This is a genomic window from Methylobacterium sp. BTF04 (genome assembly GCF_010692745.1).
Lineage (GTDB): Bacteria > Pseudomonadota > Alphaproteobacteria > Rhizobiales > Beijerinckiaceae > Methylobacterium.
On record NZ_JAAHTB010000112.1, the window covers coordinates 1 to 3,885 of the forward strand.

At 66.6% G+C, this 3,885-nt stretch carries 5 protein-coding genes; all 5 read right to left on the bottom strand.

All coding sequences use genetic code 11. From position 1 onward, the window contains the following. Positions 1–1,333, bottom strand: a 1,333-nt coding sequence (locus tag G3T14_RS23325) for an NAD-dependent succinate-semialdehyde dehydrogenase (RefSeq protein ID WP_163644880.1), incomplete at its 3' end; no start/stop codon positions are given. A gap of 297 nt (positions 1,334–1,630) precedes the next feature. After that, on the bottom strand, positions 1,631–1,873 hold the full coding sequence (locus tag G3T14_RS23330; RefSeq protein WP_163644881.1) for a hypothetical protein: 243 nt from the start codon (positions 1,871–1,873) through the stop codon (positions 1,631–1,633). A gap of 49 nt (positions 1,874–1,922) precedes the next feature. Next, on the bottom strand, positions 1,923–2,462 hold the full coding sequence (locus tag G3T14_RS23335; protein ID WP_163644882.1) for a hypothetical protein: 540 nt from the start codon (positions 2,460–2,462) through the stop codon (positions 1,923–1,925). 94 nt (positions 2,463–2,556) lie between these two features. Then, positions 2,557–3,420, bottom strand: a complete 864-nt coding sequence (locus G3T14_RS23340; protein ID WP_163644883.1) for a PRC-barrel domain-containing protein — start codon at positions 3,418–3,420, stop codon at positions 2,557–2,559. Positions 3,421–3,460: 40 nt separating this feature from the next. After that, positions 3,461–3,885 (bottom strand): BON domain-containing protein (locus tag G3T14_RS23345; protein ID WP_163644884.1); only part of this gene is annotated, 425 nt, incomplete at its 5' end.

The window sequence follows — 3,885 nt, forward strand, 5'->3', positions numbered from 1 at the left end:
ATTCCTGAATGCCGACGCCCGCGAGTTCGCGCCCGTATCCGGAATCCTTGATCCCCCCGAACGGGAGATCGGGCGCCGTCCAGGTCGGGTGGTTCACGAACACCATGCCGGCATCGATGCGGCTCGCCACGCGCTTGCCGCGGGCCACGTCCCGCGTGAACACCGACCCGCCCAGGCCGAAATCCGAGTCGTTGGCCAATGCTATGGCGTCGTCCTCGTCCCGGACCCGGAAGAACAGCGCCACCGGTCCGAAGAATTCCTCGCGGAACGCTGGGTTTCCCGGTTCGACATCCGTCAGGATTGTCGGTTCCAGGAAGGCGCCCTCGCGCGCCAACCGCTTTCCGCCCATCACCAGCGTCGCGCCCTCGGCGACGGCCCGCTCGACCTGACCCAGGACTAGCATCAGCGCGGCCTCCGACGACAGCGGACCGAGGGTCGTGGCCTCGTCCATGGGGTCGCCGGCACGAAGTTCCGAGAGCGCAGCCTTGAACATCGACAGGAAGCGGTCCGCCAGCGGCTCGACGACGATGTACCGCTTGGCCGCGATGCAGCACTGGCCCGTGTTGTTCATCTTCGCCCAGACCGCCCAAGCGACCGTCTTTTCCAGGTCCGCGTCCTCAAGCACGACGAAGGCATCGCTGCCGCCGAGCTCCATCGTCGACTTCTTGAGGTTGAGCCCGGCTCGCGCCGCCACGATCCTGCCCGCACCGGCGCTGCCGGTCAGCGCCACGCCCTTGATGCGAGGATCGTCGATGACGCGGTCCACCTGATCGTACGAGATCGAGAGGTTGGTGTAGGCGCCGGGCGGCGCCCCCGCTTCCAGCCACAGGTCCTCAAAGGCGCGGGCGCATTGAGGCACCGAAGCCGCGTGCTTCACCATCACGACGTTCCCGGCCATGAGGTTGGGCGCAGCAAGACGTGCGAGCTGATAGTACGGAAAATTCCAGGGCTCGACGCCGAAGATCACCCCGATGGGGCTGCTCTCGATCCGGGCCTCGCCCTCACCGGGCTCAAGGCTCTCGGGCGCGAGGAAACGCTCGGCGTTCCCGGCGTAGTAGTCGATGATATCCGCGCTGAGCATGACCTCGCCGCGGGATTCGGCGATGAGCTTGCCCATCTCCAGGGTCACCGGCCGCGCGAAGTCCTCGACGCGGGCACGAAGGATCGCAGCGGCCTTGGACAGGATCGCGGCGCGCTCGGCGAACGTCGTCAGGCGCCAGATCCCGTAGCGATCCGACGCGGTCCTGACGGCTTTCTCAAGCTCGGCGTCGGTCATGTCCGCAAAGGTCTTCGAGACCGTCCCGTCATAGGGATTGGTGCTCTGGTAGGTCATGGCGTCATCGCCTCGTTCGGGAATGCATGATCATCGCCTGGAAGGGGACGACGTAGTCTCGACCGAGCGAGCGGACTTTCGGGGTCATCCGATCTCCGGCGGCGAACCGGACGGAATGCCGAGAGGCTCGTTCGAGGGTGGTATCTCGTCCGGCTCGAAATCCGGGACGCCGCGCGGTTCCGGGAGGGACCCGGGACCGGGCTGCGGAGGATGCGCCGGGGCCGGTTCCGGCGAGGTGGGATCTGCCATGAGGTGTTCCTGTCCACGAGGGTGAGGGATCGCGGCGATACGGCGGCCTCAGCCCATGAATCGCCAAGCTTCCTCGGACTGCGCCTTTGCTTCGGCGGCGGCATCGGGCCGGAGGCCGACCTCGTCGATCCGGGCCTTCTCGGAATGGTCGAGGGCGAGATCCCGCTCCTTGGCCGCGGCGGCGTGCTCGCCCTTCGCAAGATGCTTGGCTGCATGCCGGTAATGGGCGGCGGCCCGGTCGTGCTGATGCGCCGCCTCCGCGCAGGCTCGTTCCAGGTCGAACTTCGACATCGTCAGGTCTCCTTTGGAAGCGGGCGCGGCCGGTCCCGTACGGTCCGCTTCAGTTGCGTGCCTGGGGCTGCACCATGTCGCGGTCCCAGGTGGTCCTGGCGGCGTCGCGGGCGGCACGTGCGGCGTTTGTGGCCGCGGTCGCGGCCCTGACGATGGACGTCCGCGCACCGGCCGCCGCCCGGCGAACGGCCGCCACGTTCGAGCGGATTGCAGCCTCGGCGGCATCATTCGCCTTCCGGACCGCCAGTCCGGTCGCCTCAACAGACCTTTTCGCGGATTCCTCGGCCTTGCGCATGGACGCGTTCATCGCGGAGCCCGCCGCCTTGTTGGCGTCGGCGATCTTGGTCTCGGCCCGCGTGGCGGCCGCCTCGGCGTCAGAGGCCAACTCTCGTATCCTGTCGGCGGATCGCTGCGAGACATCTTTGATTGCTGCCTTCGCCGCCGTCATCGCCAGCCGGGCCGCCTCTCGCGACGCATCGGCCGCATGGCTGGCCTCACGACCGGCCTCTCGCATCGTCGCGGAGGGATCCACGGCCGTCGTGGTAGCCGGTTGCTGTGCCTTGGCAGCAATCGGCATCATCAGCGCCATGATGGACGCTGCCATAAACGTTGTCGTTCGCATATTGTAATCCGTTCGTAAGTTCGGGAGAGTATCGGTCAGGCAAGCCGGTAAGGCGTGCCGGCTAGTTAGACTGCGATGCCTTCAAGGTGCCGGACTTCCAGTAGGCGTCAGCCTTCGCTGTCTGCTGGGCGAAGGGCTCGGCCTTCTTGAGGTGGCGCTCAGTGATCTGGGGGGCCTTGTCCATACCGTCCCTGCTGGTGTCGAGGACGAGGATGTTGAGGTTCGGCGTGACCTTGAAGTTGTCCCACGGGACCGCGACGTGGTGCTCGCCGATGCCGAAGATGCCGCCACGGGCGACCACGAGATAGGCAATCTTCCCGCTGTCGGCCCCCATGACGATGTCGTCGACGGTGCCGAGCGCGACGTTACCGGGGGTGCGCACCTCGCTCCCGAGTAGGTCGTCCGAACGGAAGGCCGTCGTCCGCGACGCGACCGGCTGAGCCAGCGCCAATTCTTCCTGGTGGAACCCCATGGCGTTCGCGATACGCAGGTCACGGCCCTTCATGTCCGTTTTGTACTGGTCGTAGCTCTGCCGGATCTGGACGAGCACATCCTCGCACGGCTGCTGGCGTCCGTGGCGCGCAAGGATGCCGGCAGCGGATAAGAGCGTCCGGACTTCGTATCCCGGCCGGGCATACGCATAGGGCATATCCGCGGCTGCCATACCCATCGGCACACCCGTGCTCGCACCGAACCAGTAACCACCGAGCGGATAGCCGAAGCCGTAGCCCGACCCGCCGAGCCAGTAGCCATCTTTATCCATCTGTGTGTCGAAGGCCTTGAGATGGTCGAGGCAGACCTGCGCCGGCTTTGAATCCGACCACGTCGAGGAGCTGTCCTTCGGCTCTTCGGCCGCGCGGAGGGGACTTGCGAGGCCAAGGGCGGCTACGGCCCCAAGCGTCAGGGAGCGAATTTGATTGCGCATGCATAGATCCTTAGTGGAATAGGCAGGTCGCGAGTGTCGGTCAGACGATGGCGAGGTCGTTCTCGACGATGGCGACACCTGGGGAACTCCATGCCGTCGCTGCGGCGAGCCTGCGCTCGTGCTCGGTGTGGACGCTGCCGGTCAGCCGGACGCGGTCGCCCTCTACGTCGACCCCGACCCGCTTGGGGTCGAAGAACCAGGATCGGCCGAGCGCGCCGTTGATGCCTTCGGCGATGTCATGGGCATTGGCGCGCGGCTTGATGGTGATCTGGTTCGAGAGCCCGACGACCCCGAGCAGGGACCGGACGTCGAGAGCGGCGGCATCCTTCTGGAAATTCCAGTCGACCGTCCCGTTCAGGCTGACCCATCCGTCCTGCACCTGCGCGGTGACCGTGTCGGGGAGGATCGCCGCATCCCAGTCCAGGCGGTTGAGGACGGCTGCCGCGATATCCTCGTCGGTGCGGC